Genomic DNA, 26,423 nt, shown 5'->3' with positions numbered 1-26,423 from the left:
CTCAACTGAGCCTGCTCACCACGATTGTCACTTCCGGCTTGCGCCCGATTTCTTCCAGAGCGGAATTGCGCACGGTGCGTTTCAAACCCTCGTGAAGCTTATCATCATCCCGCAGGGTTTTTGCGCCGGCCCGCGCCAGCCACTGACCCAGATCGGCTTCGAGCACATCGACAAGCGATGCCTTGCTGGATCCGATCTCCGGCAACCCTTTGATTTCGCACCAGGGTTCCCCCAGAGGTTCGTCCTCGTCATCCAGAATGACCGTGACGACCACATGGCCGTTCAACGCCATCCGGATACGGTCCCGCACCACGCCATCCATTTGCCCGATCTGCACCGAGCCGTCGAGATAGGTGCGCCCGGTGTCGATATATTCCGCAATCGTCGGCTGATTGCCGGACAAATCCACCATCATACCGTTCACCGCCAGAACACCTGTCATCCCATTGCGGTTGGCAATCTTAACGTGCTCACGCAGATGCCGGTGCTCGCCGTGCATCGGGATCAGCACCTGCGGTTTCACAATTGAGGTCAGCCGTTCCAGATCAGGACCATTGGCGTGGCCCGATACGTGATACAGCCCGTCGCTGTCATCAACCACATCGACACCCTGCTCAGAAAAGGCGTTCATGATGCGGATGACACCCTTTTCATTGCCGGGGATCGTCTTGGAGGAGAAGAGAAAGAGATCGCCCTCTTTCATCTCCATTCCCTGATATTTGCCGCGTGACAATTGCGCCGAGGCTGCGCGTCGCTCGCCCTGCGAACCGGTGACCAGCAGCATCAGGTTTTCGCGCGGGATGGATTTGGCATCTTCGGGGGCGACGGTTGGCGGAAAATCAGTCAGAACGCCGGTTTCCACCGCCGCTTCGATCATGCGTTTCATCGCGCGCCCCATCAGCACGATGGAGCGACCTGCGCGCTCTCCGGCCTCTGCAAGCGTTTTGACCCGCGCGACGTTGGAGGCAAAGGTCGTGGCCACCACCATGCCTTTGGCCTTTTGCACCAGCTTGGTGATTTCCGGACCCAGGCTCGCCTCGGAGCGGCCCGGTTTTGGTGAAAACACATTGGTACTGTCACAGATCAGCGCCTTGACGCCGCCCTTGCTGACCTCGGCCCAGAGATCCGGGTCAAAGGGCTCACCGACCAACGGTGTCTCATCCAGCTTGAAATCCCCTGAGTGGATCACCCGGCCCTCTGGCGTGTCGATGATCAGCGAAGAGCTTTCCGGGATCGAATGCGAAATCGGCAGGAAGCCGACTGAGAACGGCCCGGCTGCAACCTTCTCCGGCCAGGCGGAAACCGTTGTCACGGCATCCTCGGGGTGGCCATGTTCCTCCATCTTGCGCCGCGCGATATTCGACGTGAAGGCGCGCGCATAGATCGGTGCCTTGAGCTTATCATATGTGTGGGCGATGGCGCCCACGTGATCTTCATGGGCGTGGGTGATGAACACCGCCTCGATCCGGTCACGCCGCTCCACCAGCCAGGCAATGTCCGGCATGATCACATCGACACCGGGGCTGGTGTCCATATCGGGGAAGGCGATGCCCAAATCAACCACGATCAGGCGTTCCTTGCCGGGGCGTCCATAGCCGTAAACATAGGCGTTCATGCCTATTTCGCCCGCCCCTCCGAGAGGCAGGTAGATCAGTCTTTCATTGCTCATGTGGTTAAGCGTTGTCCTTGTTAAACTTGTGGATCACGGTCAGACCGTGCGTTGTCAGATCGTCCTCGAAAGCGTCAAAAAGCGCTTCGGACTGCTGGAATAATGGGGCCAGCCCCCCCGTTGATATTACGCGCATCTCTCGATCACGCTCTGCCTTGATCCGGGCACATATCTCACGCACCAGCCCGACATAACCCCAAAAAACGCCCGACTGCATGCAAGTGACCGTGTTTGTGCCGATCACCGCCTGCGGTTTGGAAATATCGACGTGCGGCAGGGCGGCAGCGGCTTGATGCAGCGCCTCAAGGCTGAGGTTCACACCAGGCGCGATGACCCCGCCGATGTACGCCCCATCGCTATCGACCACGTCGAATGTGGTGGCGGTGCCGAAATCGACCATGATCAGATCGCCGCCGTATAGATCATGCCCTGCGACGGTGTTGACCAGCCGGTCGGGGCCCACTTGCGTGCCCTGATCGACGCGCACATCGACGGGTAACAGACAGTCGGGTTTGCCCACCACAAGCGGGCGCGTGCTGAAATATCTGTCCGCCAGAACCCGCAGGTTGAAGACCACGCGCGGCACGGTGGAGGAGATGATCATATCGGTGATCTGCGCCTCGATGCCCTGCAGGCGCATCAGCGTGCTCAGCCAGACGTAATACTGATCCGCCGTGCGCTGCCATTCGGTCGAGGTCCGCCAGGAGGCCAGAAACTGCTGCCCGTCCCAGATCGCAAAGACCGTGTTCGTGTTCCCGCAATCAATTGCCAATAGCATGGCTTGCCTCCCTCATGGGCTTTGAAAAAACACATCCGCCGCCGCGATGGCGCGCAAACCGCGCGCGGTGCGCAGCATCAGGTTACCATCGCGGTCGATGTCCTCAAAGGTGCCGGAAATCTCTTCGCGCCCGGTTCGCGCCAGGACCCGTTGGCCAAGCCGTGCCGCATGGGCAAGCCAGGCGGTTCGGATTGGCGCAAACCCGTAGGTGACAAACTGCGTCTCCAGCGCTGCGTAATGCGTGGCGAGGATGTCAAGAAAAGACTCCGGTGTGATGTCATGGCCGGTCTCACCGCGTAAGGACACCGGGCGCAACGCGCCCTGCTCGACCTCATCGGCACCGGGCGCATGGCGCAGGTTCACGCCCACCCCGATGGCCAGAGGCCCCATCTGCCCGCCCTGACCGACGCTTTCCAGCAGGATACCGGCCAGTTTACCGCCCCGCAACAACACATCATTGGGCCATTTCAGCGCAAAATCATCCGGGTTCGCCGTCACATCCACAAGCGCCCGATAGAGCGCCAATGACATCACGAAGGACCGCAGCACCGCGACGCCGGGGGGTTCCTGCGGGCGTAGCAGCAGGGTTGCGGCAAAATTTCCAGCGGGCATGCTCCATGCTCGCCCGCGCCGTCCCCGTGCCGCCGTCTGTGCATGGGCCAGCACCCAGAAAGCACCGGGCGTGTCGCGCGCGCGCCGCACGGCTTCGTCCAGCGTGGACCCGACGCTGGGCAGCACAATGCGCCCATATCCCTCAGGCCAGGTGCTCATGATGCGGTGACCCGCTGAGGCACTGGCCCGGTGGGGCGCTTGGCAGGACCCGTCACGCCCCTGCTCAGTTGAGCAGGGTCTCGGCTGCGGCGGCAGCGGCGGTCTCGACCCCGAACATATTGGCAATGCCCAGAACCATGATGGCAGCAGAGGCCATCAGGAACCCCCAGAGCACGGTGTTCGACCCGCCGCTGTCGAGCCCCTCTTTGCTCTCATCGCCGAAATACATGAAAAAGACGATGCGCAGATAATAGTAAGCACCGATCACCGAGGCCACGACCCCCGCGATGGCCAGCCAGGCCAGACCGGCCTCATAGGCGGCACGCAGCACGTAGAACTTGCCGAAAAAGCCCAGCATCGGCGGCACGCCGGCAAGGCTGAAAAGCAGTACCAACATGGCCAGCGCCTTGCCCGGTTCACGCTTGGCATACATGTTCAGCGAGGCGATATCGGTGACCGGCTGGCCGTCTTTCTCCATCATCAGGATGAAGGCAAAGGTGCCGATGTTCATGGTCACATAGATCGCCATATAGATCAGCATCGCCTGCACACCGAGAACGGTGCCTGCCGCCAGACCCATCAGCGCATAGCCCATATGGGCAATCGAGGAAAAGGCCATCAGGCGTTTGATGTTGCTCTGGCCAATCGCCGCCACGGCACCGAGGAACATCGACAGCACCGACAGCAGTGCGACGATCTGGCTCCAGTCGCTGACCGCATTGCCGAAGGCGTCATGCAGCACCCGCGCAAACAGCCCCATGGCCGCCACTTTGGGCGCGGTAGCGAAAAAGGCGGTAACCGGCGTGGGCGAGCCTTCATAGACATCGGGCGTCCACATGTGGAACGGCACGGCGGAGACCTTGAACGCCATGCCCGAGATCAGGAAGACCAGACCAAAGAGCAATCCGACCGAAACCTCGCCATGCTGGGCGGTTTCAATGATGCCCGAGAAGAGTGTTGTGCCCGCGTAGCCATAAACCAGCGACGCGCCATAAAGCAGTAGGCCAGAAGACAGCGCGCCCAGCACGAAGTATTTCAGACCCGCTTCCGTTGATTTCACAGAGTCGCGGCGCAGCGAGGCCACCACGTAAAGCGCCAGCGATTGCAGTTCCAACCCCATATAAAGCGCCATCAGATCCCCGGCGGAGACCATCACCATCATGCCAACCGCGCTCAGCGCCACCAGCAGAGGGTATTCGAACCGCAACAGATCGCGCGATTTCATATAGGCCTCTGACATGATCAGCACGGCAGCAGCCGACAGCAGGATCGTCACCTTGGCAAAACGCGCAAACCCGTCGAGCACCAGCATGCCGTTGAAGGCTGTGGCCGTCCCCTCGCCGGTGGTTGCGATCCACAGACCCAATGCGGCCATCACGGCAGCCGTCATCCAGATCAGCGTCGGCGCCAGCCCGTCCTTGCTGGTGTAGACCGCCACGATCAGCATGCCCATGGCATATAGCGCCAGCAAGATTTCCGGCAGAACAAGTGTCAAATCAGCGGATACCATGTTGTCCGTCCTTTAGTTTGACGCGAGCTGTGACGCAGCCTCAGCCGCCGTCAATGCCGTGTCGTAATTGCCAACCAGAGCCGCAACCGCCGGGCCGGTGATGTCCAGCACCAGCGCGGGGTAGACGCCCAAAAGCAGCGTCATCGCCACCAGCGGTGCAAATATCCAGCGTTCCCGCGAGGTCATGTCCGAGATCGAGCGCAGGCTTTCCTTGATCAGATCACCCATGACCACGCGGCGGTAGAGCCAGAGCGCATAGGCCGCCGAGAGGATCACACCGGTGGTGGCCACTGCCGCAACCCATGTATTGACCTGGAAAACCGCCATCAGCGTCAGGAATTCACCGACAAAGCCGGAAGTGCCCGGCAGCCCAACGTTCGCCATCGTAAACAGCATGAAGATCAGCGCATAAGCCGGCATCCGGTTCACCAGCCCGCCATAGGCGTCGATGTCGCGGGTATGCATGCGGTCGTAAATCACGCCAACGCAGAGAAAGAGCGCGCCGGAGATAAAGCCGTGGCTGATCATCTGGAAAATCGCCCCATCCACGCCCTGCTGATTGGCCGCGAAAATCCCCATGGTAACAAAACCCATATGCGCGACCGAAGAATAGGCAATGAGCTTTTTCATGTCTTCCTGCACCAGAGCGACCAGCGAGGTGTAGACAATCGCAATGGCCGACATCCACAAGACCAGCGGCGTCATCACTTCGGAGCCCACAGGGAACATCGGCAAGGAGAACCGCAGGAAGCCATAGCCGCCCATTTTGAGCAGGATCGCCGCCAGAACGACCGATCCGGCTGTGGGGGCCTGAACGTGGGCATCGGGCAACCATGTGTGCACCGGCCACATCGGCATCTTGACGGCAAAGCTGGCGAAGAAGGCCAGAAACAGCAGGGTTTGCAGACCGCCCACAACCGTGACGCCCGCGACCGAGAAGGTCTCATACGCGAACTGGTGTTTCAGCAGCACCTCGATGTCCGTCGTACCCGCATCCGCGAACATGCCCACCATCGCCACCAGCATCAGCACCGAGCCGAGGAAGGTGTAGAGGAAGAACTTGAAGCTGGCGTAGATGCGGTTGGCCCCGCCCCAGATGCCGATGATCAGGAACATCGGGATCAGCCCCGCCTCAAAGAAGAGGTAAAAGAGCACCAAATCCAGCGCCATGAAGACGCCCAGCATCAGCGTTTCCAGCATCAGGAAGGCGATCATATATTCCTTGACGCGCTCGGTCACATTCCAGGACGCGGCAATCACCAGCGGCATCATGAAAGTGGTCAGCATCACGAAAAGCACCGAAATGCCATCGACGCCCATTTTGTATTGCAGCCCCAGCAACCATGGCGCTTGCTCAACGAACTGAAAGCCGGTGTCGTTGGGATCGAACTCCGCGAGGATAAACAGCGACACCAGGAAGGTCATGGTTGTGGCCGCGATGGCCAGCCACTTGGCGTTCCGGTTTGCCGCCTCGTCGTCACCGCGCAGGAATACCGCGAGGATCAACGCCGCACCCGCCGGGATGAAGGTTACAATCGACAGAAGATTATCCATCAGTGCGCTCCTCCGCCGATTGACATCCACGTCACCAGCACCGCAATGCCGATCACCATGGCAAAGGCATAGGTAAAGATGTAGCCCGATTGCGCGCGCCCCGCGAGCCGGGTGAAGAAGGGAATGATCCCCATCGCCACGCCGTTGAGGCCCCCATCGATCACGTCGCCATCGCCTCGTTTCCACAGGAAGCTGCCGATCCATTTGGCCGGGCCCACAAAGACCACGTTGTAAAGCTCGTCAAAATACCATTTGTTCTTGAGGAACAGGTATAGGGGCCGCTGGTTTTCGGCCAGACGCGCCGGCAGAGTCGGGTTCCAGATGTAGAACCACATGGCCATCAGGAAACCGCCCAGCATGGCCACGAAAGGCGACACTTTCACCCATTTCGGGGCGGCGTGGGCATCATCCAGCACAGTATTGTCCGGCCCCATGTAAATGGCCCCTTCGCCGGGTGCGCCGGAGAAGACATAGTGGTGTTCCTTCTCACCGCCCTTGGCCTTGTCATCGCCATGGGCGGCGTCATCGCCGTGGCCGTCGTCTTCGGACTTGGCGGCATGATCCTCCCCGTGCGCGTCGCCATGGGCACCCGCTTCCGCATAAGGCACACCATAGAATTTCGCCACTTTGTCAGTGTGACCAAAGAAGCTGCCATACCAGACCATCCCGGCAAAAACGGAGCCAACCGCGAGAACACCCAGCGGGATCAGCATGGTCATCGGGCTTTCATGGGCATGATCATGGGTATGTTTGTCCCCACGCGGCGTCCCGTAGAAGGTCAGAAAAATCAGCCGCCAGCTATAGAAGGACGTCATCGCGGCGGCCGCAACCAGCAGCCAGAACGCATAACCGGTGCCCCCTGCAAAGGCGCTTTCGATGATCGCATCCTTGCTGAGGAACCCTGCAAAGCCGATATGGGTCAGCGGAATGCCGACGCCGGTGATGGCCAGCGTCCCGATCATCATCGCCGCAAAGGTATAGGGGATTTTCTTGCGCAACCCGCCATAGTTGGTCATGTCCTGCTCGTGATGCATCGCGTGGATCACCGAACCGGCGCCAAGGAAAAGCATGGCCTTGAAGAACGCATGGGTGAAGAGATGGAACATCGCGGCTGAATACATGCCCACACCCGCAGCCACGAACATATAACCAAGCTGCGAGCAGGTCGAATAGGCGATCACGCGTTTGATGTCAGTCTGCACCAGCCCCACGGTAGCGGCAAAGAAGGCCGTGGTGGCCCCGAGGAAGGTGATGAAGGCGGTCGCCTCAGGTGCGAATTCCATCAGCGGGGACATGCGGCACACCAGGAAAACGCCCGCTGTCACCATGGTCGCCGCATGGATCAACGCGGACACCGGTGTTGGGCCTTCCATCGCGTCCGGCAACCAGGTGTGCAGGATCAGCTGCGCCGATTTGCCCATCGCGCCGATAAAGAGCAGCATCGCCACCAGATTGGCCGCGTTCCACTCCGACCACAGGAAGGTCAGCTGCGTTTCTGCAAGATCGGGGGCGGCCGCGAATATGTCGTCGAAACGGATACTGTCGGTCAGGAAGAACAGCGCGAAAATCCCCAGCGCAAAGCCGAAATCACCCACCCGGTTGACCACAAAGGCCTTGATGGCGGCGGCGTTGGCGGAGGGTTTGCGGTAATAGAACCCGATCAGCAGGTAGGAGGCGACGCCCACACCTTCCCAGCCAAAGAACATCTGCACGAGGTTATCGGCTGTCACCAGCATCAGCATCGCAAAGGTAAAGAACGACAGATAAGCAAAGAAGCGCGGCTTGTAGCTTTCACCCTCTTTCCACTGCGGATCATGATCCATGTAGCCAAAGGAATAGAGGTGCACGAGGCTCGAAACGGTTGTGATCACGATCAGCATGATCGCCGTCAAACGGTCCAGTCGGATCGACCAATCCGTGCTGAGCGTGCCGCTTTCGATAAACCGCAGGATCTGGATCTGCTCGGTGGTGCCGTCAAAGGTCAGAAAGACCAGCCAGCTCAGGATCGCCGAGACAAAGAGCAACGAGGTAGCGATCCACATGGCCGCCGTTTCACCAAACAGACGCCAGCCGAATCCACAGAGCAGCGCGCCAACCAGAGGGGCAAAGAGGATGATGGTTTCCATGATTGCTTAGCCCTTCATCACGTTGACGTCTTCCACGGCGATGGTGCCGCGGTTGCGGAAGAAACAGACCAGAATGGCCAGACCAATCGCCGCCTCTGCCGCCGCCACGGTCAGCACGAAGAGCGTGAACACCTGCCCTACCAGATCACCGAGGAAGCTGGAGAAAGCCACCAGATTGATGTTCACCGCCAGCAGCATCAATTCGATGCTCATCAGCAGGATGATGATGTTCTTGCGGTTGAGAAACAGCCCGAAGATGCCAATGACAAAAAGCGTCGCCGCCACTGTCAGGTAATGTTCAAGTCCGATCATTTCTGTTCACCTTTGGTATTTCGAGGCGTGGGTATCTTTATGGTTGCGGGTTGTCCTACCTGGCCGGTCGGAAGTGCCGCACCGCGCGGAGGCAACATCGACAAGATGCCCCGCTTGAGGCTTTTGCCGAAGGACCGTTCAATGAAGCGATATACAAAGAACGAAGCCACCAATACTGCGACCAGCATCGTTGCGGAGGCTGCCGGCGCGCCAATGTAGCGGCTCATGAAATCGATACAGATGTAGCCTACCGCCTGATGCAGCAGGTACAATGGATAGCTCATCCCCCCCAGCAGGATCGCAAACGGGCCGAAGTGTTCGGGAACCGTGACGTTCTCTGCAAAAATGACCAGCGCCAGGGATACTGCCACGACAATCGTCATGCCCCATATCGCAACCTGCGATACATCCAGCATGTCATATCGGCCGAAATCGAAGTAGCCGCCATGCACGGCAGCAACAAAATGCAGCGCCAACATGCCCTTCAGATAGGTGGTCCATCCTTCATCACGTCTGCGAAACAGGATCACCCCCAATGCGAAGAAGGGTGCATAGGGAAAGAGCACATAAGCGGCAAATTCCGTGTCCAGCCCCAAGAGTACCAGACCAGCGCCCAAAAAAACAAAGAGCGTCAGCATTTCCAGAACCCGGTCAATGCTGCCTGCCAAAATCAACAACATCACGAAGCTGTAAAACCGCAACTCATAGACGATCGACCAGTAAGCAGGGTCGATCATCTTGCCGCCCCCAAGCATGGGCAGAAATGCCAGCGATTTCAGGCTGGTCATGATCAACAGACTATTGTTCATGCCGCCGGAGGCAAAAAAGATAAAGCCGGTCATAAGGGTGCAGCAGAACAACGCCGGATATAATCTGCTGACACGTGACGCGAAAAACTGACTGGCGGTTTTACCGACAGAAGAGAGCGAAATCACGTAACCGCTGATAATGAAAAACGCAGCAACGGCATAGCCGCCGTACACCAGATGGCTTGTCCAGAAGAGCTCCCCCGGAACGACACCAACCGCCGGACCAACATAGAAGTAATGGTAGACCACGACGCAACCAGCCAGAAGGAAGCGCAAGTACTCAATCCCGAACAAGCGGTTTTGTTGATGATCTGTGCCTGACGTCAAAGCCCCTGCCCCGGTTTTACGTCCTTAAGCTCCATTGCAACAGCCGGGTCACGCATCATCTGGGCGACCACATCCTGGCGTTTGACATCAGAGCGGTGCCGCAGGGTCAGCACAATCGCGCCGATCATCGCCACCAGCAGGATCAGGCCCGCAAGCTGGAAGAGCAGGAAATACTGGTCATAAAGGATCAGCCCCAGCGCTTCGGTATTGTGCCGGTCCACGGGCACCACCTGCGCGCGCAGCCCTTCAGCGGCAGCGTTGCTTTCCCAGGCCCCAAAGGCCATGACGAACTGCATCAGGATCACCAGCCCGATCAGCAGCGCCAGCGGCATGTATTTCGCCATCTCCGCCTTGAGTTCGGCGAAATCCACGTCCAGCATCATCACTACAAACAAAAACAGCACGGCCACGGCGCCCACGTAGACGATGATCAGGAGCATGGCGACGAATTCCGCGCCCAACAGCACAAAAAGCCCCGCCGAGGACAAAAACGCAAGGATCAGCCAGAGCACGGAATGCACCGGGTTGCGGCTGACCACTGTGAAAAGCCCCCCGGCGATCACGCTGAGGGCAAACAGGTAAAAGGCAAAAACCGTCATTCCTTGTCCTTCTCTTCGTCCAATACCTGCTGCGCCAATTCCAGCGCGCGGGTCATGGCAGGCAGCCCTGCAAACATCGACATCTGCCCGATCGTCTCGACAATATGCTGCTCTGTGGCCCCGGCCTCCAGCGCGTGACGCACCGCCTGCCGGAAGGCCACGTCGTTCTGAGCGCCCTGCATGGTCAGCCCCGCCAGCGTCAGCAGCATCCGGGTGCGCGCGTCCAGCGAGCCTTCGTTCAGCGCGTTCCCGAACATCATTTCCATCATGTCCTTGGGCATTGTGCCCATCATCTTCTCAAAACCCTTGGGCGAAAACGCCTCCATCGCCGGAAAGCTCTTCGCCATTTCCTGCGCCTGTTCCATCATCGCGGCAAAGGGGTTGGCCCCTTCAAACGGGTTCTTGGGATCACTCATCGGTAGGGCGCGTCCAGTTCAAGGTTGCGGGCGATCTCGGCTTCCCAGCGCTCGCCATTGGCCAGAAGCTTGTCCTTGTCATAGAACAGCTCTTCGCGGGTCTCGGTGGAAAACTCGAAATTTGGTCCTTCGACAATCGCGTCCACCGGGCAGGCTTCCTGACAGAAACCGCAGTAGATGCATTTGGTCATATCGATGTCGTAGCGCGTGGTGCGGCGGCTGCCGTCGTCGCGGGGCTCCGCATCAATGGTGATGGCCTGTGCCGGGCAGATCGCTTCGCAAAGCTTGCAGGCAATGCAGCGTTCTTCGCCATTGGGATAGCGTCTGAGCGCATGCTCCCCCCGAAAGCGCGGGCTGAGCGGCCCCTTCTCATGCGGGTAGTTCACCGTCGCCTTTGGGGCAAAGAAATACTTCAACCCCAGTTTCATGCCGACCCAGAAATCCTGCAACAGGAAGTATTTCGCGGCGCGGGTGTAGTCGATCTGTGTCATGTCAGCCTCCCATTCCCCAGCGCGCGTATGCGCCCCAGAACCAGTCAAATTTCGCCGCAAAGGCCACAAAGACCACCCAGGCGAGCGAGAACGGCAGGAAGACTTTCCAGCCCAGTCGCATCAACTGGTCATAGCGGTAGCGCGGGGTGATGGCCTTGACCATCGCAAAGAGGAAGAAGAAGAACGCCATCTTTGCAATCATCCACAGCACACCGTCTGGCAGGCCGGGGATCGGCGACAGCCAGCCGCCGAAGAACAGCAGCGAAGTCAGCGCGCACATCAGGAAGATGGCGATATATTCGCCCGCCATAAACAGCAGGAACGGTGTCGAGGAATATTCCACCTGATAGCCTGCAACCAGTTCGCTCTCCGCTTCGGGCAGATCGAAAGGCGGGCGGTTGGTCTCTGCCAGGCAGGAGATGAAGAACAGGAACACCATGGGCAGATGCGGCAGCCAGTACCACGAGAAGAACGCGTAGTTGCCGTCCTGTGCGGCCACGATGCTGCCGAAATTCATCGACCCCGTGGAGATGATCACCCCGATGATGATCAGGCCCAGTGACACCTCATAGGAAATCATCTGCGCGGCCGAGCGCAAGGAGCCCAGAAACGGGTATTTGGAATTCGACGCCCAGCCGCCCATGATCACGCCGTAGACCTCCAGTGAGGAAATCGCCAGGACGAAGAGGATGGCGACGTTGATGTCGCTGAGCACCCAGCCGTCGTTGAACGGGATCACCGCCCAGGCGATCATCGCCAGCACGAAACTGGTCATCGGTGCCAGCATGAAGACGGTCTTGTCGGCCCCCGCCGGAACCACCACTTCCTTGACTACATATTTCAGCGCATCGGCCACGGTTTGCAAAAGCCCGAAGGCCCCCACCACGTTGGGTCCGCGGCGCATCTGGACGGCGGCCCAGATCTTGCGGTCGCCATAGACCAGAAACAACAGCGAAATCATCACGAAGGCCACGACCGCCAGCACCTGTGCCAGGATCAGGACGGCGATGCCGCCGGGGGTGGTAAAGAAGTCAGCCATAGGTCCTCACACCGTCGGTATTCCAGTTTCCTTACAGGCCGCCACGGTGACTTCTGCGTCAATTGTAGCTAGCCCGTCAGGTAGGGTTGGCGAGATCGTGTAAACAGCATCTGCGGCCCACACGCCACCCTCTTCGGTCACATTTGTACGCAAATGTCGGGCAAATCCGTAGCCCTGGGTCAAAGCGAATTGCGCAACCGCGCATGTTGCGTAGCGCTGCACATTGGCAGGCACGCGCGCTTTGGTCATGGCCACATTAACCTGCACCAGATCCTCACCCAGCAATTTGCTCTCCGCCCCCAGGTATTCGGGAATGAAATCCTCGGCCACCGGCACGGGCGGTGCGCAGGCCGCAAGGGCCAGAGGGGATATGAGCGCGATGGGCTTCATTCCGCCGCAAGTGCCCCGTCGCGGCGTGCTTTTGCATTGGCCGACAACTCCGCCATCAGTTGACTGGCGCGTGCGATGGGATTGGTCAGATAGAAATCAACAATGGCCTGTTTGAACGCGGTGCTGGCCATCTTGCCCGGCTCCAGCGGGTCGAGCGCATATTCCTGCACCTCGTCGATCTTGCCCAGATGCGGCGCATGATCCACCAGCGCCTGACGCAACTGGGCAATACTGTCATAGGGCAATTGCGCCCCGGTCTCCGCCGAAAGTGCCCGCAGAATGGCCCAGTTTTCCTTGGCCTCGCCCGGGGCAAACCCCGCGCGCAAGGCAAGCTGCGGCCGCCCTTCGGTATTCACAAAAAGCCCCGGCTCTTCGGTATAGGCCGCTCCGGGCAGGATGATGTCAGCCCGATGCGCCCCCCGGTCGCCGTGGCTGCCCTGATAAATGACGAAAGGCCCGGCTTCGATCTCGATCTCATCGGCGCCGAGGTTGTAGATCACATCTGCCTTGGACACCGCCGCCATGCCGCCTTCGTTTGTCGCGCCCACATCCAGCGCGCCGACCCGCGACGCCGCCGTGTGCAGCACCATGAAGGTCGATTTCGTCGATTCCGCCAGTGCCATGGCGGCGGCCAGCACCGCTTCACCATCCTCGCGCTGCAACGCGCCCTGCCCGATCACAATCACCGAAGGCTTTTCGGCAACATTTGAATGATCACGGCCCAAAAGCTCGGTCAGCGTATCAGGGCCCGTGCCCAGATGGTTGTATTCATAGGTAAGGTCGACTGCTTCCCCGACCACGCCGACATTCGCGCCCTTTGTCCAGGCTTTGCGAATGCGGGCGTTGAGCACCGGTGCCTCAACCGCCGGGTTCGAGCCGATCAACATGATGGCCTGCGCCGCATCAAGATCGTCGATCCGTGCCGTCCCCGCATAGGCGGACCGGTTCCAGGCGGGCAATCGCGCCCCATCGGTGCGGCATTCAACCACGCCACCGCGCCCCTCGATCAATTGCTTGAGCGCAAACACCGCCTCCACCGGAGCGAGATCGCCCACGATGCCAGCGACGGATTTGCCTTCCATCGCCTTTGCCGCGGCCGCCAGCGCTTCGGGCCAGGAGGCAGGCCGCAGCTTGCCGTTTTCGCGGATGTAGGGTTTATCGAGCCTCTGGCGGCGCAACCCATCCCAGACAAAACGCGTCTTGTCCGAAATCCATTCCTCGTTCACGCCGTCATGGTTGCGCGGCAGGAAGCGCATGACTTCGCGGCCCTTGGTGTCCACGCGGATGCTGGCACCAAGCGCGTCCATCACGTCGATGCTCTCGGTTTTCGTCAGCTCCCAGGGCCGCGCCGTAAAGGCGTAAGGCTTTGAAACCAAAGCGCCCACCGGGCAGAGGTCAATGATATTGCCCTGCAAATTCGAATCCAATGTCTGGCCCAGATAGGAGGTGATCTCTGCATCCTCGCCGCGCCCGGTTTGGCCCATCTGGTGAATGCCCGCCACTTCGGTGGTGAAGCGCACACAGCGTGTGCAGGAAATGCAACGCGTCATATGGGTTTCCACCAGCGGCCCCAGATCGAGGTCTTCGGTCGCGCGTTTCGGTTCGCGGTAGCGGCTGAAATCGACACCGTAGGCCATCGCCTGGTCCTGTAGGTCGCATTCCCCGCCCTGATCGCAGATCGGGCAATCCAGCGGGTGGTTGATGAGCAGAAATTCCATCACCCCTTCGCGCGCCTTCTTGACCATGGGGGAGTTGGTCTTCACCACCGGCGGCTGGCCTTCGGGACCGGGGCGCAGATCGCGCACCTGCATGGCACAGCTTGCCGCCGGTTTGGGCGGGCCACCGACGACCTCGACCAAACACATGCGGCAGTTGCCAGCGATGGTCAGACGCTCGTGGTAACAAAAGCGCGGCACTTCGATACCTGCCACTTCGCAGGCCTGGATCAGCGTCATCGCGCCCTCCACCTCGATTTCCTGCCCATCAATAATGACTTTGCGTAAGTCGCTCATATCATTTGCCTTTACCCATCACTGCGCAGTTGCGCATCGGTTCCTCGCGGCGCGGTGCCGCGCCCTGTCATTTCTCACGCAACAGCACGCCAATGGTGCTGTTGCGTGCAATTTCCGCTTTGCCGAGCGCACAATACCCGGCCTCATCCACTTTCAGCCCCTGCGCTGCCATGTAATCAGCCGCCCGGGTCCGCAAGCGGTCCTTTTCAACGTCCGAGTCCACATGGGCGTCAATTTCCTTCTTGGTATACCCCAAGGCTTCGGCCTGTGCATTCAGATCCTGCAAGGCCCCCAGCGCCCGGAATATCCGTGCGGAGATCACCGGGCAGTTTTTGCGGATCTGATCCGCCAGCCCAATCGCAAAAAGCCCGTCATCAATGGATTTGACCTCCCGCAGGGGCGGGTTGGCCGCTGCAACACCGGTCACAAAAACAGCGCCCGCCGTGACCATGGTCATAATCATCTTCCGCATATCCATTCTCCCACCAAAGGCAGCATGCCTTATCTGCCCTCCGATCTGGGGGGCGCGCGAGCTGCTATTCAATATCAGCCGCCGCCACGATGGGGCTTTCGCCGGATATGCCTGCACGACACTCACAGAGGGCAGGCCCCCTGCAGTGTCAGGGTGTCGTCGGAAATCGGCAGGGTTTCGTCCGCATCATCCGGCCCCACGACCCATTGAATGGCCGAACTGCCGTATTCATTCACACAATAGACGGTCGCCTCGTAGCGCGCCGCCTCCTTGGCCCCCAGCAGCGAGGCCGAAACCGGACGTGCTGTCACCTGAAACTTGTGACGTTCATCCAGATCGCTCAAACGCGTGCGATAAAACTGGCCATCAAACCGAATCTCGTCGGCATCACTGCCGCACCCGGCAACAAATCCGGCGGCCAACATCAGACAAACAAGTTTCTTCATACCATTCACTCCGCGGCCACCGGCGCGCATCTGCCCGCGCGCCACTGGCTTGCTTCTTTCAGATGCGACCAGCCAAAAGCATGATCGCAGTCACCATGGGTTTTGAGATGCACCAGCCGGTCCAGCGCTTCTGCAAGCGTCGGTTCATGGCCTTCAGGCACCCACCACATCACGAAATGCATCTCTCCCAGCACTTCGAACCATTCCTGGCGGCGCTCGTAAAACTGCTTGTGGATGGTGCCCCAGACGAATTTCTCCAGCGTCTCCACGCTCTCCCAGACCGTAAGGTTAGCGACATATTGCGGATCACCATCGATCTTGGCATCGGTGTTGCCCGTGCCTGGCTCTCCTGAGCCTTCCATCATCCACACGAAACCGGGCATACGCTTACCCAGCCCGTTGATCCGATCAAGGTTTGCCATGAACTCCGCCACGCGCGGATCATCCGTCGGCGCGATCAGGCGGCCAACGTTGAGTTCGGCGAGGTGGTATCTATTGACCATCAATTTTACTCCCGGACCAAAAACTGGCCGATAGTATCGTTCTTTCCAGCAACGTTTCGAGCGAATGAGCAAACCGCAGAGCTGTTATTATCGTTTACCCCGCGTTCATCTAGTATTCTTGCTTTCTCCTGCTGAATCCAAACTGTTTGCCCGTAAAACAATAGCTTTCGCATTTTGTTTTTTCGCAACCCTTGCTTCTTCAAGACCTCCGTTGCGGACAACACAAATCCTTGATAATCTTCGGGGCCAAAAGAACCAACACCGTTACATTCTTGTTGCATTTCATAAGCTGCAGCCACCTGTCCAACTGCCGTGCCATAGGGATCGTTGCCGGCAGCAGTCACGATTGTTCCGACACCTATTGCGACAAAAAGCGAAAGAAAGACGCCAGATAATTTCATCATAGCCCCCATCACTCCGCCGCCACAGCGCTCACGCGCCCTGTCCGTTTGTGTTTGATCCGGTCCTCGATCTCGTCGCGGAAGTGCCGGATCAACCCCTGAATGGGCCAGGCGGCCGCATCGCCAAGCGCGCAGATCGTGTGGCCCTCGACCTGTTTGGTCACATCCAGCAGCATGTCGATCTCTTCGGGTTCCGCTTCGCCGGTGACCAGACGGTCCATCACGCGCATCATCCAGCCGGTGCCTTCGCGGCAGGGCGTGCATTGGCCGCAGCTTTCGTGCTTGTAGAATTTTGACAGCCGCCAGATCGCCTTGATCACATCCGTCGAGTTATCCATCACGATCACCGCCGCCGTGCCGAGGCCGGAGCGTTGTTCGCGCAGATAATCGAAATCCATGATCGCGTCTTTCATCTGTGCGCCGGGGATCATCGGCACGGATGAGCCGCCGGGGATCACCGCCTTGAGATTGTCCCAGCCGCCGCGAATGCCGCCGCAATGGGTCTCGATCAACTCCTCAAAGGTAATCGACATCGCCTCCTCAACCACACAGGGGTTGTTCACGTGACCGCTGATCGCAAAAAGCTTGGTGCCTGCGTTGTTGGCCCGCCCGAAACCCGCAAACCATTCCGGCCCGCGCCGCAGGATGGTCGGCACAACGGCAATGCTCTCCACGTTATTCACCGTGGTCGGACAGCCATAAAGACCCGCCCCCGCCGGGAAGGGCGGTTTCATGCGCGGCATGCCCTTTTTGCCCTCCAGGCTTTCGAGCAGCGCCGTTTCCTCGCCGCAGATATAGGCCCCCGCGCCGTGATGCAGATAAAGGTCGAAATCCCAGCCCGACCCGGCGGCGTTCTTGCCAATCAGCCCCGCGTCATAGGCCTCATCAATAGCGCGTTGCAGCGCCTCTTTCTCGCGGATGTATTCACCGCGAATGTAGATGTAACAGGCATGCGCATTCATCGCGAAGCTGGCGATCAGACAGCCCTCCACCAGCGTATGCGGGTCATGGCGCATGATCTCGCGGTCCTTGCAGGTGCCCGGCTCGGATTCGTCCGCATTGACCACCAGATAGGCAGGCCGCCCGTCGCTTTCCTTGGGCATGAAGGACCATTTCAGACCGGTCGGAAAACCCGCGCCACCCCGCCCGCGCAGACCGGAGGCTTTCATCTGATCGACGATCCAGTCGCGCCCCTTCTTGATGATCCCGGCCGTGCCGTCCCAATGGCCACGCGCCTGCGCACCCTTCAGCGTGCGGTCATGCATGCCGTAGATATTGGTAAAGATCCGGTCCTTGTCCGTGAGCATATTGCTCCCCTTCTACTCGTTGCCGCGCTGCGCCTTGCGCGCGCGCCGTATTTGTAATGACACGATCAGCGCCCAGAAAAGCCCGGCCAGTGCTGCGAAATCAAATAGAAACGCATAGCGCCCGGGCAGGCCCAGCTTTGGCCCGAGCCAGAGCGCCAGCAACCACAGACCCATGGTCACCACGATCACAATGCTCACCAGCCGCCCCTTGGCGGCCAGGGCGGCTTGCTGTGATTGTCTGTCCTGATGTTGCGCACTCATTGCGGTTGCCCGCCCTTCTCTTCAGTTTGTTTCCTGCTGCACAGGTGTCCTAGTCGCCCTTGGCCAGCGCCTTGGCCTGACCGACCCAGTCGTCGCGTTCGATCCGGCCCTTGAACCGCAGACGGGCATCCACCCATTCAATGTCTTTCTTTTTCAGCTTGGCCACCTGATCGAAATGCCAGATGCCGAGGCTGTTGAGCGTCTCTTCCAGCTTCGGCCCAACGCCGCTGATCTGTTTAAGATCATCCGCACCGCCGTCCCGTGGCGCGTCGGAAAACGCTGCCGGGCGCGCGTCTGCTGCTGCGGCCTTCGGGGCAGCGGCTTTCTTGGCAGCGGGCTTTTTCGCAGGTTTCTTGGCTGCCGCCTTGGGCGCGGCTGCCTTCTTGGCAACCGGTGCCGCAGATGCTTCAGCTGCCGCGGATTTCTCTGCTGTGTCGGCCTCGGCGGGTTTTTCAGCCTGCGGTGTAGCAGCGGCGGCAGGTTTAGGCGTCTCTGCCGGTTCTGATGGCTTCAGCTCCACCGTGTTCGGCGCAGGCAACGGGCGGGTCATGATCCAACTGATCACGCCACCGACAACGACGAAGACCACAAATCCCGCAAAAGCACCCTGCATGAAGCTCCAGCCGCCCAAGACCCATAGCATAATGGCTGCCACCGCGCCGGCCGCCAAAGCCACCAGCCAGCTCCCCAGCGCCATGCTGATCATTCCCTGTTTGTTGTCCATCCCAGTCTCTCTTTCCGGTTTCTCGCGTCAGACGCTCAGTTTTTACCGTTTCTTACCGTTATTTGGAAATTCAACTATCTTTCTCATCGGCCAGCGCCTTGGCCTGACCAATCCAGTCGTCGCGCTCGATCCGGCCCTTGAACCGCAACCGCGCGTCAACCCAGGCGATATCTGCCTTGGTAAAGCTTGCAACCTGATCGAAATGCCAGATGCCGAGACTGTTGAGCGTCTCCTCCAGCTTCGGCCCCACGCCGCTGATCCGTTTGAGGTCATCCGCGCCGCCGTCCCGTGGCGCATCCGACAATTGCGCCGGCCGCGCATCTACTGCAGCCGGTTCAGCCGCAGGTGCCTTCGGTGCGGGCTTTTTTGCGGCTGGCTTGGCCTTGGGTTTGGCTGGTTTGGCCGCTTTATTCGCGGCCTTACCTTGCCAGGGCATGACCAGCGGCACCTCGGTCCCGTCGATCCGCTTGATGCTGTCGCCAATATCCACTGCTAGTTGTGCCGAAGCATTATATTGGGTCTTGCCGCTGTCATGTTCGGTCAGCGATGTCAGCCCCTTGAGCGGTTCCGCCGCATAGCGACCGTTCTGCGGGCCGGGCACAGGCACTTTGCCTGCCGCCATCTCGTCAATGATCTGGCCCATGCGATCGGCGGTCAGATCCTCGTAATAATCCTTGCCGATCTGCGCCATGGGGGCGTTGGAACAGGCCCCGAGACACTCCACTTCTTCCCATGAAAACTTGCCATCGGCGGAAAGCGCATGCGGTTCCGGCGCGATTTTTTCCTTGCAGACGGCCACGAGGTCTTCGGCCCCGCAGATCATGCAGGACGTGGTGCCGCATACCTGAATATGTGCAACGGAACCAACAGGTTGCAACTGGAACATAAAGTAGAACGTGGCCACTTCCAGCGCCCGGATATAGCTCAGACCGAGCATGTCCGCCACATGTTCGATCGCCGGTTTGCTCAACCAGCCCTCCTGCTCCTGCGCGCGCCACAGGATCGGTATGATGGCGCTGGCCTGACGGCCCTCCGGGTATTTCGTGATCTGCCCCTCAGCCCAGGCCTGATTGTCGGGCGTGAAGGCAAAGCTGTCGGGTTGTTCAGGGTGTAGTCGGCGGAGCATTCAGTCGAACCTCAGAAATTGCGGGGGCACGCAACGCCCCTTGCGAAAATTAATGTCTGGACGAGGGCATGGCGGTCACTCACCGATCAATCTCTCCGAAGACCACATCCATGGTGCCGATGATCGCGGCCACATCGGCCAGTTGGTGGCCGCGCGACATATGATCCATCGCCTGCAAATGCAGGAACCCCGGCGCGCGGATCTTGGCGCGGTAGGGTTTGTTGGTGCCGTCCGCCACGAGGTAGACGCCGAACTCGCCCTTGGGCGCTTCAACAGCCGCATAAACCTCGCCTTCGGGCACGTGGAACCCTTCGGTGTAAAGCTTGAAGTGGTGGATCAGGCTTTCCATCGAGGTTTTCATATCCGACCGTGACGGCGGGGTGATCTTGCCGCGCGCCAGCACATCGCCCTGACCTTCGGGCGCGCGCAGTTTGGCAATCGCCTGATGGATGATGCTGACCGACTGGCGCATTTCTTCCATGCGCACCAGATAGCGGTCATAGCAATCGCCGTTCTTGCCCACGGGGATCTGGAAATCGAACTCATCATAGCACTCATAAGGCTGCGCGCGGCGCAGATCCCAGGCAAGGCCGGAGCCGCGCACCATCACGCCGGAGAACCCGTATTCGAGGATGTCCTCTTCGGTCACCACACCGATATCGGCGTTGCGCTGCTTGAAGATGCGATTTTCCGTGAGCAGCCCGTCGATGTCGGCCATGACGCGCGGGAATTCATTGGCCCATGTTTCAATGTCGTCGATCAGCGCGTCGGGCAGGTCCTGATGCACGCCACCGGGGCGGAAATAGGCCGCGTGCAGACGCGCCCCGCAGGCGCGCTCGTAAAACACCATCAGCTTTTCGCGTTCCTCAAAACCCCAGAGCGGCGGCGTCAGTGCGCCCACATCCATGGCCTGCGTGGTGATGTTCAGCAGGTGATTGAGCACCCGGCCAATCTCGCAGAAAAGCACGCGGATCAGCGAGGCGCGGCGTGGCACCTCGACGCCTGTCAGCTTTTCGATGGCCAGACACCAGGCGTGCTCCTGATTCATCGGCGCCACATAGTCGAGCCGGTCGAAATAGGGCAGGTTTTGCAGATAGGTCCGGCTTTCCATCAGCTTTTCGGTGCCACGGTGCAGCAGCCCGATATGCGGGTCGCAGCGCTCGACGATCTCGCCGTCAAGCTCCAGCACCAGCCGCAGCACACCATGCGCCGCTGGGTGCTGTGGCCCGAAGTTGATGTTGAAATTGCGGATTTTCTGCTCACCCGTGAGGGCGTCGTCGAAACCTTTGGTGCCGTCCATCAGGATAGCCCTCCATTTCGTGTGTAATTTATTGCAGATTCTTTACGCACACCACATGCAAGTTCTTGATTTATAATTCTAAACCGGTGCGGTTTTGGAGACTCGAACCCTTCGGCTTTTTTAAAAAGAGGTGAAACACCTGCAAGCAACAGACCTGCTCCAACCAATTCCAGCACTTCAGTCAACAACGGGATCATCACAGCTTCTCCAACTCTTGCAGCTTCAACCCCATCCACCACAGCAGGGCGATGGTGCCCAGCGGCACGAGGCAGACCGCCGCCCAGTATTTGTTGATGCCGAAGAACGGCAGCAGCTTGACCATCGGAATGGCCGTCAGCGCCGAGAGGATCAGCCACCAGATGCCACCCATTACTTGGCCTCCGCCTTGTCGTCTCCCGGCAGGATGTATTCCGCCCCTTCCCAGGGGGACATGAAGTCAAACTGGCGATATTCCTGAACGAGGCTGACAGGCTCATAGACGACGCGTTTCTGCGCCTCGTCATAACGCACTTCGGTATAGCCCGTGGTGGGGAAATCCTTGCGCAGCGGGTGGCCGCGAAAGCCGTAGTCGGTGAGGATGCGGCGCAGGTCCGGGTGGCCCGAAAACAGGATGCCGAACATGTCGAACACCTCGCGCTCGAACCAATTGGCGCAGGGGTGTACCCCGATGACCGAGGGCACCATCTGATCTTCGCGGATGCTGACGCGCAGGCGGATGCGGTGGTTCTGATACATCGACAGCAGATGATAGACCACGTCGTAGCGTTTGGCGCGACCGGCGTAATCAACGGCCGTGATGTCCACCAGGGTCGAGAACCGGCAAGTCATATCGGTTTTCAGAAACTCAACCAGCCCGGTGATATTCGAGGGCGTCACATCGAGGTTCAACTCCCCAGTTGTGACATCCCACCCCAGCACGCAATCGGTGCGTTTGGCTTCGATGTAGGATCCCAGTTCGTTCAAGGCATCGGACATGATCGGCCTCCCCTAGCGGACGATTTCTTGCTCACGCCCGGTCATCGGACGGTTTTTGGTGACGCCCGGTCATCGGACGATTGTGCCAGTACGGCGAATTCTGCGTTGCAGTTGCAGGATACCGTAGAGCAGTGCTTCGGCCGTGGGCGGGCAGCCCGGCACATAGATGTCCACGGGCACGATGCGGTCGCAACCCCGCACCACCGAATAGCTGTAGTGATAATACCCGCCGCCATTGGCGCAGGACCCCATGGAGATCACGTAGCGCGGCTCCGGCATCTGGTCGTAGACCTTGCGCAGGGCGGGGGCCATCTTGTTGGTCAGGGTGCCCGCCACGATCATCACATCCGACTGGCGCGGGCTGGCGCGCGGGGCAAAGCCGAAGCGTTCGGCATCATAGCGCGGCATGGCCACATGCATCATCTCGACCGCACAGCAGGCCAGACCGAATGTCATCCAGTGCAGCGAGCCCGTGCGGGCCCAGTTGATGATGTCTTCGGTCGATGTCAGCAGGAAACCCTTGTCCTGCAACTCCCGGTTCAGCTCCTGCGTGGCGACCTCGCGGTCAGCGCCCGCGACGTTGGCTCCGGTGGCTACTGCCATTCCAGCGCTCCCTTTTTCCATTCATAGGCAAACCCGATCGTCAGCACGGCCAGGAACACCATCATCGACCAGAAACCCACCATGCTCACATCCTGAAAGGCCACGGCCCAGGGGAAGAGAAAGGCGATCTCCAGATCGAAGATGATGAAGAGGATCGAGACGAGGTAGAAACGCACGTCGAATTTCATGCGCGCATCGTCAAAAGCATTGAAACCACATTCGTAAGCAGAGACTTTTTCGGGGTCCGGATTGCGTACGGCGAGGATCACGGCGGCAAGGATCAGAACCAACCCTAACCCTATGGCGACAGCCAGAAACATGAGGATGGGAAGGTATTCCCGCAGCATCTCGTCCAAGGCTTGGCTCCTTTTGTCTGCTCAGGCGTGCAACAGCTCACGCGGCCCGCCGCGAAGGGGGCTGCATTGGGTTTACGCGTGTGGCTTGGCAGGGTCAACAGATGCGGCCCCGGAAAACCCCGTCAACTGCATGGAAAATTTAGGGCGCAAATCATGCAAAACCGGCGCAACTTCGCCGGATCACAAGGCTGGTAAAACAAGATTGATCCAATTCCTGCGCATCCGCGTAACCGATTGTACCTGCCACCAGAATAGGTTTCTGCCGACCACGGTGGCCATAAAATCAGGGAAAAGGACAGACCATGAATAGACGTTTTGCGCTCAAAGCCACAATCGCCGCCACAGCACTTGCGGCCCTCACTGCCTGCGCTCCGGCCGAACAGGGGAGCGATATCGTGGATATTGCGGCCTCGAATGGCAATTTCAACACGCTCGTTGCCGCCGTGCAGGCCGCCGGACTTGAAGAAACCCTGCGCAGCCCGGGGCCCTTCACGGTCTTCGCCCCGACAGATGCCGCTTTTGCGGCCCTTCCGGCAGGCACCGTCGACAGTCTGCTGCTGCCTGAGAACAAGGATCAGCTTGTCAGCATCCTGACATATCATGTGCTGCCAGGGTCGGTCGCCTCATCGGATGTTCTGGGTCAGGTGGTCAACGCTGAAACCGTGAACGGCAAAACCGTTCGCGTCGATGGCACCGGCAGCAAGCTTGGACCCGCCGTGAAGGTCAACGATGCCAATGTCACCTCCGCAGATATTCTGGCGACAAACGGGATCATCCATGTGATCGACAAGGTTCTGCTGCCCTAATCACCCCGACGGCAGCACTTGCTGCCCTTTACGCCCGTCAGAGCAATCTGGCGGGCTTTTTTGTTGCGCTGGCTCCGGGGCGGCAATTCATGATCCTTGCGCAAAGACATCACGCAGGATCAAGCGCGGGGTGCGAGATCGGTGCAGGATGGACCATGTGAACGAAAGGAGCGGAACATGGCATTGCTCGACAGGCTGGTCTGGCAGATCGAGGTCCACCTCGACGAAACCCCGTCGCTCGCGGTCTTGTCCGAGCGCTGCACGGTCAGCCAGCACCACATGTGCCGTGTCTTCCGGCAGGTCAACGGGCTCTCCATCATGTCCTACATCCGCGCACGGCGTCTGTCGCGGGCGGCCAGACGGATTGCATTGGATGACATGGATATCCTCGCCGCGGCCCTTGAGGCCGGATACACCTCTCACGCTGCGTTCACCCGCGCCTTTGCGGTCTACTTCGGCTGCGCGCCAAGCGTCGTCCGGCAGGCGCGGTCCCTGTCCACCCTCTCACTCATGGAGCCCCTTGAAATGAAAAAGGAAATGATCGTCGACATCGCCGAGCCGGAGATGCGCCACCGCGCGGAATTTCGGGTTGTCGGCTTGAGCAAGAGATGCAGTTTCGAGAACATCGCCGAAATCCCCGGTCTCTGGCAAGCGTTCAACGCCCGTGAAGACGAGGTTGAAAATGCTGTGCCCGGTGCCGCTTACGGTGTGTGTTGTGACGCGGATGACAACGGCCAGTTTCGTTATCTGGCCGGAATGGAAGCCAGCGGGCGGACACATGGCATGGATCACGTCGATATACCGGGCCAACGCTATGCGGTTTTCACCCACCGTGGCCATGTGTCGGACCTGCCCAAGACCGTCTATACGATCTGGAACAAGGCATTGCCCGACGCCGGGCTTTCACCTGAGCCTGCACCGGACTTCGAGGCCTATGGCCGCCGTTTCGATGTCGAAACCGGTCGCGGAGAGGTGGAAATCTGGATCCCCGTCAGCGACTGAACAGAGCGCCCGCTGCGGCGTTGATTGCGCCATCAGCCCTGCGACCAATCCGGCTTGCGCTTGTCAAAAAACGCGCCGATGCCTTCTGCGGCCTCATCGCTCTCCCATTGCGCGGCGAGGGCGGCGATTGTGTGATCCACAACACCCGCGTCAATGCGCGGGCCAAGATCACGGGCCAGTTGCTTGGCCGCCGCCACAGCACCGGGCGCGCAGGCAAGATAGGGGGCAACTTCGCGCTCAACCGCCTGGTCCAGTTCCTCCGCCGGGACCGCTCTGGACAGAATGCCCAGATCGACCGCTTCGGTGGCGTCGAAAATCCGCGCCGACATAAAGACCCGGCGCGCGCGCCCTTCGCCCATGCGCGCTATCACATAAGGCCCGATAGTGGCCGGGATCAGGCCCAGACGGGTCTCGGTCAGCCCGAATTTCGCCGTCTCGACCCCGATGGTCACGTCGCAGACGCAGGCCATGCCCACACCGCCGCCAAAGGCATTGCCCTGCACTCTGCCGATCAGCGGTTTGGGCAGGGCATTGAGCGCGCCCAGCATGGTGGCCAGTTTACGCGCTTCGGCGCTTCTGGTGGTGGCATCCATCGCCATCTGCGCGCGCATCCAGCCCAGATCGCCACCTGCGCAAAAGGACTTGCCCGCCCCGGTCAGCACCACCACACGCACCGCGCTGTCTGATGCCAGCATCGCAGCAGCCTCGGTCAGTTCCGACAGCATCTGCGCTGACATCGCATTGTGCTTGTCCGGGCGGTCCAGTGTCAGGGTCGCGACACCGCGCGTGTCCGTGGCGATTGTGATCGTTTCAAACATCCGCTTTCTCCAAACCCGGAATCGTGCGCCCTGCTCGAAGCCAGTCGTCATGCACCCAGACCATCCGGTCGACAAACCAGATTTTGGGCAGGGCCGTCAGGATCATGCCAAAAACCGCGCCCTCCCACCACAGGGACCACAACCCCCAGATCATGATCAGCGCGCCGGGCAGGCTCAGGGCACTCAGCACGACGGCAGCCCTGCGGTGATGGGCGTCAATTTCGCCACGATGGTTCAGGAACACACGTTCGCCCAGAACGCCCTTGCTCATCCAGTTGTCGAGCGTTCGGGGGGGTGGGAAGGCGCGCGGGTTCCACCAGATCCAGAAGATCGCAAGACCCACCGGGATCAGCGCCCAGACACCGAGCCAAACCCGGCTCCAGAGCGCCAGCACCAGCAACGGCAGGCAGGTGAGCATCCGCGTCCAGCCCGACCATGGGTTGGCGTGGCGCAGCCAGACATGGTCATCCATGGCCATCGCCTGTTCCGTGCTTTTGAAGAAATCCATCGCGGGCCTGCC

32 protein-coding genes are annotated in these 26,423 nt (G+C 59.8%); 2 read left to right on the top strand and 30 right to left on the bottom strand.

Annotated features, from left to right (window positions below):
- Position 1: 1 nt before the first annotated feature.
- The 28 genes from ACOTTU_RS02400 to ACOTTU_RS02265 all read right to left on the bottom strand — a co-directional run bounded on the left by ACOTTU_RS02400 (position 2) and on the right by ACOTTU_RS02265 (position 23,277).
- Positions 2-1,669 (bottom strand): ribonuclease J, encoded by a 1,668-nt coding sequence (locus ACOTTU_RS02400; protein ID WP_425655932.1) that lies wholly within the window; start codon positions 1,667-1,669, stop codon positions 2-4.
- A gap of 4 nt (positions 1,670-1,673) precedes the next feature.
- A complete protein-coding gene (locus ACOTTU_RS02395) occupies positions 1,674-2,447 on the bottom strand; it encodes a type III pantothenate kinase (protein WP_298912762.1) in 774 nt (257 codons plus the stop codon).
- 12 nt (positions 2,448-2,459) lie between these two features.
- Positions 2,460-3,218, bottom strand: a complete 759-nt coding sequence (locus ACOTTU_RS02390; RefSeq protein ID WP_425655931.1) for a biotin--[acetyl-CoA-carboxylase] ligase — start codon at positions 3,216-3,218, stop codon at positions 2,460-2,462.
- A gap of 64 nt (positions 3,219-3,282) precedes the next feature.
- Complete coding sequence (gene nuoN, locus ACOTTU_RS02385) at positions 3,283-4,728, bottom strand: NADH-quinone oxidoreductase subunit NuoN (protein ID WP_425655930.1); 1,446 nt, start codon at positions 4,726-4,728, stop codon at positions 3,283-3,285.
- Positions 4,729-4,740: 12 nt separating this feature from the next.
- Positions 4,741-6,282, bottom strand: coding sequence for an NADH-quinone oxidoreductase subunit M (locus ACOTTU_RS02380; RefSeq protein WP_425655929.1), 1,542 nt, complete (start codon positions 6,280-6,282; stop codon positions 4,741-4,743).
- Complete coding sequence (nuoL, locus tag ACOTTU_RS02375) at positions 6,282-8,408, bottom strand: NADH-quinone oxidoreductase subunit L (RefSeq protein ID WP_425655928.1); 2,127 nt, start codon at positions 8,406-8,408, stop codon at positions 6,282-6,284. The genes ACOTTU_RS02380 and nuoL overlap by 1 nt, the downstream gene beginning before the upstream one ends.
- Positions 8,409-8,414: 6 nt before the next feature.
- Positions 8,415-8,720, bottom strand: coding sequence for an NADH-quinone oxidoreductase subunit NuoK (gene nuoK / locus ACOTTU_RS02370; RefSeq protein ID WP_187428658.1), 306 nt, complete (start codon positions 8,718-8,720; stop codon positions 8,415-8,417).
- The gene (locus tag ACOTTU_RS02365) at positions 8,717-9,805 is read right to left on the bottom strand and encodes an acyltransferase family protein (protein WP_425655927.1); all 1,089 of its coding nucleotides are present in this window, start codon (positions 9,803-9,805) and stop codon (positions 8,717-8,719) included. Before ACOTTU_RS02365 ends, nuoK begins: the two co-directional genes overlap by 4 nt.
- Before the next feature lie 47 nt (positions 9,806-9,852).
- On the bottom strand, positions 9,853-10,455 hold the full coding sequence (locus ACOTTU_RS02360) for an NADH-quinone oxidoreductase subunit J (RefSeq protein ID WP_425655926.1): 603 nt from the start codon (positions 10,453-10,455) through the stop codon (positions 9,853-9,855).
- Positions 10,452-10,871: a carboxymuconolactone decarboxylase family protein gene (locus ACOTTU_RS02355; protein ID WP_298912781.1), complete on the bottom strand. Its 420-nt coding sequence runs from the start codon at positions 10,869-10,871 to the stop codon at positions 10,452-10,454. Before ACOTTU_RS02355 ends, ACOTTU_RS02360 begins: the two co-directional genes overlap by 4 nt.
- Positions 10,868-11,362 carry an NADH-quinone oxidoreductase subunit NuoI gene (gene nuoI, locus ACOTTU_RS02350; protein ID WP_298912784.1) on the bottom strand — a complete coding sequence of 165 codons (495 nt, stop codon included), beginning with the start codon at positions 11,360-11,362 and terminating at the stop codon, positions 10,868-10,870. Before nuoI ends, ACOTTU_RS02355 begins: the two co-directional genes overlap by 4 nt.
- A gap of 1 nt (position 11,363) precedes the next feature.
- Positions 11,364-12,401, bottom strand: a complete 1,038-nt coding sequence (nuoH, locus tag ACOTTU_RS02345) for an NADH-quinone oxidoreductase subunit NuoH (RefSeq protein WP_298912790.1) — start codon at positions 12,399-12,401, stop codon at positions 11,364-11,366.
- A 6-nt stretch (positions 12,402-12,407) separates the two neighbouring features.
- The gene (locus ACOTTU_RS02340) at positions 12,408-12,791 is read right to left on the bottom strand and encodes a hypothetical protein (protein WP_298912792.1); all 384 of its coding nucleotides are present in this window, start codon (positions 12,789-12,791) and stop codon (positions 12,408-12,410) included.
- Entirely contained in the window at positions 12,788-14,803 is a 2,016-nt protein-coding gene (gene nuoG, locus ACOTTU_RS02335) for an NADH-quinone oxidoreductase subunit NuoG (RefSeq protein ID WP_425655925.1), read from the bottom strand. The genes ACOTTU_RS02340 and nuoG overlap by 4 nt, the downstream gene beginning before the upstream one ends.
- Before the next feature lie 67 nt (positions 14,804-14,870).
- Positions 14,871-15,275, bottom strand: coding sequence for a DUF5333 domain-containing protein (locus ACOTTU_RS02330; RefSeq protein ID WP_425655924.1), 405 nt, complete (start codon positions 15,273-15,275; stop codon positions 14,871-14,873).
- 122 nt (positions 15,276-15,397) lie between these two features.
- A complete protein-coding gene (locus ACOTTU_RS02325; RefSeq protein WP_425655923.1) occupies positions 15,398-15,721 on the bottom strand; it encodes a hypothetical protein in 324 nt (107 codons plus the stop codon).
- A gap of 5 nt (positions 15,722-15,726) precedes the next feature.
- Positions 15,727-16,224, bottom strand: a complete 498-nt coding sequence (locus ACOTTU_RS02320) for a DUF3291 domain-containing protein (protein WP_425655922.1) — start codon at positions 16,222-16,224, stop codon at positions 15,727-15,729.
- 5 nt (positions 16,225-16,229) lie between these two features.
- Positions 16,230-16,625 (bottom strand): hypothetical protein, encoded by a 396-nt coding sequence (locus tag ACOTTU_RS02315; protein ID WP_425655921.1) that lies wholly within the window; start codon positions 16,623-16,625, stop codon positions 16,230-16,232.
- Between the two features lie 11 nt (positions 16,626-16,636).
- Positions 16,637-17,932 (bottom strand): NADH-quinone oxidoreductase subunit NuoF, encoded by a 1,296-nt coding sequence (gene nuoF, locus ACOTTU_RS02310; protein WP_298912807.1) that lies wholly within the window; start codon positions 17,930-17,932, stop codon positions 16,637-16,639.
- A gap of 12 nt (positions 17,933-17,944) precedes the next feature.
- Positions 17,945-18,193, bottom strand: a complete 249-nt coding sequence (locus ACOTTU_RS02305) for a DUF5337 domain-containing protein (protein ID WP_425655920.1) — start codon at positions 18,191-18,193, stop codon at positions 17,945-17,947.
- Positions 18,194-18,242: 49 nt separating this feature from the next.
- Positions 18,243-18,917, bottom strand: coding sequence for a hypothetical protein (locus ACOTTU_RS02300; RefSeq protein ID WP_425655919.1), 675 nt, complete (start codon positions 18,915-18,917; stop codon positions 18,243-18,245).
- A gap of 70 nt (positions 18,918-18,987) precedes the next feature.
- Positions 18,988-20,043: an NADH-quinone oxidoreductase subunit NuoE gene (gene nuoE, locus ACOTTU_RS02295; RefSeq protein WP_425655918.1), complete on the bottom strand. Its 1,056-nt coding sequence runs from the start codon at positions 20,041-20,043 to the stop codon at positions 18,988-18,990.
- A gap of 79 nt (positions 20,044-20,122) precedes the next feature.
- A complete protein-coding gene (locus ACOTTU_RS02290; RefSeq protein ID WP_425655917.1) occupies positions 20,123-21,343 on the bottom strand; it encodes an NADH-quinone oxidoreductase subunit D in 1,221 nt (406 codons plus the stop codon).
- On the bottom strand, positions 21,343-21,540 hold the full coding sequence (locus ACOTTU_RS02285) for a hypothetical protein (RefSeq protein WP_425655916.1): 198 nt from the start codon (positions 21,538-21,540) through the stop codon (positions 21,343-21,345). The genes ACOTTU_RS02290 and ACOTTU_RS02285 overlap by 1 nt, the downstream gene beginning before the upstream one ends.
- Positions 21,540-21,713: a hypothetical protein gene (locus ACOTTU_RS02280; protein WP_025048937.1), complete on the bottom strand. Its 174-nt coding sequence runs from the start codon at positions 21,711-21,713 to the stop codon at positions 21,540-21,542. Before ACOTTU_RS02280 ends, ACOTTU_RS02285 begins: the two co-directional genes overlap by 1 nt.
- Positions 21,713-22,318, bottom strand: a complete 606-nt coding sequence (locus ACOTTU_RS02275; RefSeq protein WP_425655915.1) for an NADH-quinone oxidoreductase subunit C — start codon at positions 22,316-22,318, stop codon at positions 21,713-21,715. Before ACOTTU_RS02275 ends, ACOTTU_RS02280 begins: the two co-directional genes overlap by 1 nt.
- A 69-nt stretch (positions 22,319-22,387) precedes the next feature.
- Positions 22,388-22,921 carry a NuoB/complex I 20 kDa subunit family protein gene (locus tag ACOTTU_RS02270; protein ID WP_298912851.1) on the bottom strand — a complete coding sequence of 178 codons (534 nt, stop codon included), beginning with the start codon at positions 22,919-22,921 and terminating at the stop codon, positions 22,388-22,390.
- A complete protein-coding gene (locus tag ACOTTU_RS02265) occupies positions 22,912-23,277 on the bottom strand; it encodes an NADH-quinone oxidoreductase subunit A (protein ID WP_298912854.1) in 366 nt (121 codons plus the stop codon). The genes ACOTTU_RS02270 and ACOTTU_RS02265 overlap by 10 nt, the downstream gene beginning before the upstream one ends.
- Positions 23,278-23,579: 302 nt before the next feature.
- Here ACOTTU_RS02265 and ACOTTU_RS02260 point away from each other — a divergent pair, with 302 nt between their 5' ends.
- On the top strand, positions 23,580-24,083 hold the full coding sequence (locus ACOTTU_RS02260) for a fasciclin domain-containing protein (RefSeq protein ID WP_298912857.1): 504 nt from the start codon (positions 23,580-23,582) through the stop codon (positions 24,081-24,083).
- Between the two features lie 177 nt (positions 24,084-24,260).
- Positions 24,261-25,085 carry a GyrI-like domain-containing protein gene (locus tag ACOTTU_RS02255; RefSeq protein WP_425655914.1) on the top strand — a complete coding sequence of 275 codons (825 nt, stop codon included), beginning with the start codon at positions 24,261-24,263 and terminating at the stop codon, positions 25,083-25,085.
- Positions 25,086-25,117: 32 nt separating this feature from the next.
- On the opposite strand, the gene ACOTTU_RS02250 is transcribed toward ACOTTU_RS02255, so the two are convergent.
- Positions 25,118-25,903, bottom strand: a complete 786-nt coding sequence (locus ACOTTU_RS02250; RefSeq protein WP_425655913.1) for a crotonase/enoyl-CoA hydratase family protein — start codon at positions 25,901-25,903, stop codon at positions 25,118-25,120.
- On the bottom strand, positions 25,896-26,411 hold the full coding sequence (locus tag ACOTTU_RS02245; RefSeq protein ID WP_425655912.1) for a DUF6653 family protein: 516 nt from the start codon (positions 26,409-26,411) through the stop codon (positions 25,896-25,898). Before ACOTTU_RS02245 ends, ACOTTU_RS02250 begins: the two co-directional genes overlap by 8 nt.
- Positions 26,412-26,423: the final 12 nt, after the last annotated feature.

The sequence above is a fragment of the Roseobacter sp. EG26 genome, from assembly GCF_049830555.1.
In the GTDB taxonomy this organism is placed as follows: domain Bacteria; phylum Pseudomonadota; class Alphaproteobacteria; order Rhodobacterales; family Rhodobacteraceae; genus Roseobacter.
The sequence above is the reverse complement of the archived record's forward strand: the minus strand, read 5'-3'. Positions and strand labels throughout refer to the sequence as shown.